The sequence below is a fragment of the Streptomyces sp. SBT349 genome (assembly GCF_001083795.1).
GTDB lineage: Bacteria > Actinomycetota > Actinomycetes > Streptomycetales > Streptomycetaceae > Streptomyces.
The window spans coordinates 1-4,583 of the sequence record NZ_LAVK01000475.1 but is presented as its reverse complement, the minus strand read 5'-3'; the positions used below and the strand labels follow the sequence as shown (position 1 = coordinate 4,583).

Annotated in this window: 4 protein-coding genes; 2 read left to right on the top strand and 2 right to left on the bottom strand. The window is 72.6% G+C overall.

Going from position 1 to position 4,583, the window contains the following annotated elements; translation table 11 throughout:
- The first annotated feature begins 259 nt into the window (after window positions 1-259).
- Window positions 260-1,837 (top strand): S8 family serine peptidase, encoded by a 1,578-nt coding sequence (locus ADY01_RS33100; protein WP_049580449.1) that lies wholly within the window; start codon window positions 260-262, stop codon window positions 1,835-1,837.
- Window positions 1,838-1,888: 51 nt separating this feature from the next.
- On the opposite strand, the gene ADY01_RS33095 is transcribed toward ADY01_RS33100, so the two are convergent.
- A complete protein-coding gene (locus ADY01_RS33095; protein ID WP_049580448.1) occupies window positions 1,889-2,818 on the bottom strand; it encodes a cation diffusion facilitator family transporter in 930 nt (309 codons plus the stop codon).
- Window positions 2,819-2,874: 56 nt separating this feature from the next.
- Window positions 2,875-3,438, bottom strand: a complete 564-nt coding sequence (locus ADY01_RS33090) for a GNAT family N-acetyltransferase (RefSeq protein ID WP_049580447.1) — start codon at window positions 3,436-3,438, stop codon at window positions 2,875-2,877.
- A 130-nt stretch (window positions 3,439-3,568) separates the two neighbouring features.
- On the opposite strand from ADY01_RS33090, the gene ADY01_RS33085 reads away from it, so the two are divergent.
- Window positions 3,569-4,321 carry a GntR family transcriptional regulator gene (locus tag ADY01_RS33085; RefSeq protein ID WP_049580446.1) on the top strand — a complete coding sequence of 251 codons (753 nt, stop codon included), beginning with the start codon at window positions 3,569-3,571 and terminating at the stop codon, window positions 4,319-4,321.
- The last annotated feature ends 262 nt before the right edge of the window (window positions 4,322-4,583 follow it).

Below are 4,583 nucleotides of genomic sequence, written 5' to 3'. Positions count from 1 at the left end.
GCAGCACGGGGGGCATCATGCGGCGGGGCCACGCGCCCCGCCGTATGATGATGGCGCCTCACCGGCCGGGACGGCGCGGGGCGCCTCGTCGCGGTGAAGTCGCAGACACTTCACGGACGTTGCCACTGTATGACCATGCCGTGGGCGGTCTTGTGGAGTCCTGTGAAACATCCGATGATGCGACAGAGCTCATGCGCGGGGCAGCTTGTCATGCTCATGACTCTCTTTGGTGCGCACACGATGAAGAGGAGAACCCTCGATGGCAGTGATGCGAATGTCCGGCCGACTGAGGACCAGCGCGACGGTCGCCACCGGCGCGCTGCTGGCCCTGGGGCTCGGCGCCGCGGTACCCGCGGCGGCCGCACCGGGCGGCGACGAACTCGGAGTGATATCCAACGCGGGTGCCGAGGGCACCATCGCAGGCAGTTACATCGTCATCCTCGAAGACAGCGCGTTCTCTGCCAGTTCGGCGCAGGCCGAGGCCCTGGCGGACAGGCACGACGCCAAGGTGACGAGCGTCTACCGGCATGTGCTCAACGGGTTCGCCGCCGAGATGAGCGAGGCCGACGCGCTCGCGCTGGCCGCCGACCCCGCGGTGCGCACGGTCGCCCTGAACCAGACGGTCGAGGTGGCCGGCGTCCAGGCCCCCACCCCCTCCTGGGGCATCGACCGCATCGACCAGGGCGACCTTCCGCTGGACGACAGCTACACCTACCCCGACCATGAGGGCGCCGGGGTGACCGCGTACATCGTGGACACCGGCATCCGTTACTCCCACGAGGACTTCGGCGGCCGGGCCACCTTCGGGTGGGACTCCTTCGGCGGCACCGGCAACGACGGCCACGGCCACGGCACCCATGTCGCGGGCACCGTCGCGGGCGCGTCGTACGGCGTGGCCAAGGCGGCCGACCTCGTGGGCGTGAAGGTGCTGAACGACAGCGGCTCCGGCACCACCCAGACGGTGGTCGACGGCCTGGAGTACGTCACCGCCGACGCCGACGGGCCCTCCGTGGTCAACATGAGCCTGGGCGGCCCGCCGGACGCCATCCTGGACGAGGCGGTGACCACCTCGATCGAGGCGGGCGTCACCTACGCGGTCGCGGCCGGCAACAACTACGGCGCCGATGCCGCCGGCGGCTCGCCCTCCCGGGTGGAGGAGGCGATCACGGTCGCGTCGAGCACGTCGACGGACGCCGTCTCCGACTTCTCCAACATCGGCGGCGTCGTGGACATCTTCGGTCCCGGCTCGGCCATCACCTCGGCGTGGGCCACCAGCGACACGGCCGAGAACACCATCTCGGGCACCTCGATGGCCACCCCGCACGTCGCGGGCGCCGCGGCGCTCCACCTGTCGGAGAACCCGACGGCCACCCCGGCCCAGGTGGAGGCCCACCTCCAGGACACCGCGGTCTGGAACCGGCTCAGCGGCGTTCCCGGCTCGACCGTCAACGCCCTGCTCCACACCGGCGACGAGGGCGGCGCCCCCGAGCCGCCGGACGGCCCGCGGTTCGAGAACGGCACCGACGTTCCGATCGCCGACCTCGGGACGGCCGAGTCCAGCATCGACGTGACCGGCGCGGGCGTGCTCGACGGCGCGTTCCAGGTGGAGATCGACATCACCCACACCTACATCGGTGACCTCACCGTCGAGGTCACCGCCCCCGACGGCAGCGTCCGGCGGCTGCACGACCAGGGCGGCGGCGGCACCGACAACCTGGTCGGCACCTACACCCTCAACGGCACCGGGATCGACGCCGACGGCACCTGGACCCTGCGGGTGGAGGACCTGCTCAGCGGCGACCAGGGCCGGCTCAACGGCTGGGCGCTCCAGCTCTGAGGGCTCCGGATCAGCGGCTGATCAGCCGCTGATCCATCCACCCCGGAGGGCTCACTTCTCGGCCGGAGACTGCTCCCGGTAGATGTCGGGCTCCAGATAGATGGCACGGGCGATCGGCTCCGCCTCGCGGATGCGGGCCTCCGCCGCGTCGATCGCCCGTGCCACGGCCTCCGCGTCCTGCCCGGCCCGCACCGCGATCTTGGCCGCGACGAGCAGCTCCTCGGGGCCCAGGTGCAGGGTCTTCATGTGGATGACGCGGGTGACCGTGTCGCCGTCGACCACGGCCGCCCTGATCCGCCCGACCGACTGGGCGCTGCCCGCCTCGCCCAGCAGCAGCGACTTGGTCTCCAGGGCCAGCACCACCGCGATGGTCACCAGCAGCACGCCGATGCACAGGGTGCCGACGCCGTCGAAGACGCCGTTGCCCGTGGCCAGCGCCAGGCCCACGCCGCCGAGCGCGAGGATGAGGCCGACGAGCGCGCCCAGGTCCTCCAGCAGCACGACGGGGAGTTCGGGCGCCTTGGCGGTCCGCACGAACTGCGGCCAGGACTGGCCGCCCCGCACCTCGTTGGCCTCCTTGATGGCCGTGCGGAACGAGAAGATCTCCGCGATGATCGCGAAGACCAGCACGCCCACCGGCCAGTACCAGTGCTCGATCTCGTGCGGGTGCCGGATCTTCTCCACGCCCTCGTAGACGGCGAACAGGCCGCCGACGGAGAAGAGCACGATGGCCACGATGAACGCGTAGATGTACCGCTCCCGCCCGTAGCCGAAGGGGTGTTCCTCGGTCGCCACGCGCTTGGCCCGCTTGCCGCCGACCAGCAGCAGCCCCTGGTTGCCCGCGTCGGCGACCGAGTGGACCCCCTCCGCCAGCATCGAGGCCGAACCGCTGAAGGCCGCCGCGACGAACTTGGCCACCGCGATCGCCGAGTTGGCGAGCAGCGCGGCGACGATCGCCTTGGTTCCGCCTGAGGCGCTCATGTCCTTGCGTTCCTTCCCCGTCTCCTCGGCCGCAGGGGCCCCGGCCGCACATTCTGTCAGGCGCCCGCCCGGCGCCTCAGGGCAACCGGCGCACTGCCCTCACCGGCCGCGCCCGGGAGCGCGCGCCGCATGCACACGCGCGGCCAACGGTCGAGGCCACAGGCCGCCTCGCGGGCGACGATCGCCCGAAGGCCCGCGGTCAGGGCCTCGGCCTCGACCGTGCGGAAGCCGCAGCGCGCGTAGTAGGGCGCGTTCCAGGGGACTTCGGCGAAGGTGGTCAGCGTGAGGGCGGTGAGACCGGCCGCCGTCGCGTGCGCCCCGGCGTGCTCGATCAGCGAACGCCCCACGCCGCGCCGGGCGTTGTCCGGGCGGACGGAGACCTGCTCGATGTGGAGGCCGCCGTCGACGGGCTCCGCGACGAGGTAGGCCACCGGGCGGTCGTCCGCGCCGACCGCGACCCAGGAGAGTCCCGCGCGGGCCCAACGCGCCAACTCGTCGAGGCCTGGTGGCTCGTCGTCGGCGATCTCCGCCATCCCGACGGCGCGGAACGGCTGCCCCGCCGCCCGTTCGATGTCCTGGAGCAGCGGCAGCTCGGTGCCGCGTGTTTCCCGTATCTGCACCCCTTCATTCTGGGGCCGCGCGCCCTCTGAGGAGGGGTCATCACTTCGAGTGAAACTCTGGCCGTCCCTTGCGGATCGCAACCCTCTGTTGCGAAGCTGTTGCCGACTGTCAACATCTCCGGGAGGGCCAGTGCCGTTCGGTGAGCAGCCCGCGTATCTCCGAGTCGCAGAAGACCTACGACAGCAAATCGTGGACGGCACCCTGCCGCCGCACACCAGGCTGCCCTCGCAGGCGAGCATCCGCTCCGCCTACGGGGTGTCCGACACGGTGGCCCTGGAGGCCCGCAAGGTCCTCATGGCGGAGGGGCTGGTGGAGGGGCGCTCCGGCTCCGGCACCTACGTCCGCGAGCAGCCCGCCCAGCGCACCATCTCGCGCAGCGGGTACCGGACCCTGGGCGACTGCTCGCCGTTCAGGCAGGAGCAGACGGACGAGCGGGTGCGCGGCACCTGGGAGGGGCACAGCGAGCGCCAGGAGGCGCCCGCGGAGGTCGCCGAGCGGCTCTCCATCGAGCCGGACGAACCGGTGATGCGCACCCGGTACGTGTTCCGCATGAGCGGCGAGCCCATCATGATGTCCACCTCCTGGGAGCCGCTGCGCATCACGGGCAGGACGCCGGTGATGCTGCCCGAGCAGGGCCCGCTGGCCGGGCGGGGCGTGGTGGAGCGGATGGCGGCGATCGACATCCACGTGGACAACGTCGCGGAGGAGGTCGGCGCGCGCCCCGCGCTGGCGGCCGAGGCGCGGGTGCTGGGCGGGCTGCCGGGCCACGCGGTGCTGGTCGTCACCCGGACGTACCGGGCGGGCAGCCTCCCGGTCGAGACGGCCGACGTGGTCGTGCCCGCCGACCGCTTCCGCATCGCCTACCACCTCCCCGTGCGCTGAGCCGCGCCCCCGCCCCCGGTGGTGCTCGCCCCACCCGCGGGCGGGTGGCTGCGCCCCTCGTGCGCGCCGCTCCCGCTCCGTAGCGTCGGGCCGAGGGGACGGCGTGCCGGGCGCCGTCCGGAGGAGCGGAGTAGGCGATGTTCCGATCACACGCCGGGCGGCCGGGGGCGCGTTCGGCCGAGGCGCTGCGGCTGGTGTCCGTGCACCGGGTCCACGGCCGGGGAGCGCGGGGCCCCGGCCGTGGACCCGGTGCACGGACACC

Bases quoted from the DNA above. Each gene is read 5' to 3' on its own strand.
- ADY01_RS33100 (WP_049580449.1), top strand. From the start codon at position 260: ATGGCAGTGATGCGAATGTCCGGCCGACTGAGGACCAGCGCGACGGTC.
- ADY01_RS33095 (WP_049580448.1), bottom strand. From the start codon at position 2,818: ATGAGCGCCTCAGGCGGAACCAAGGCGATCGTCGCCGCGCTGCTCGCC.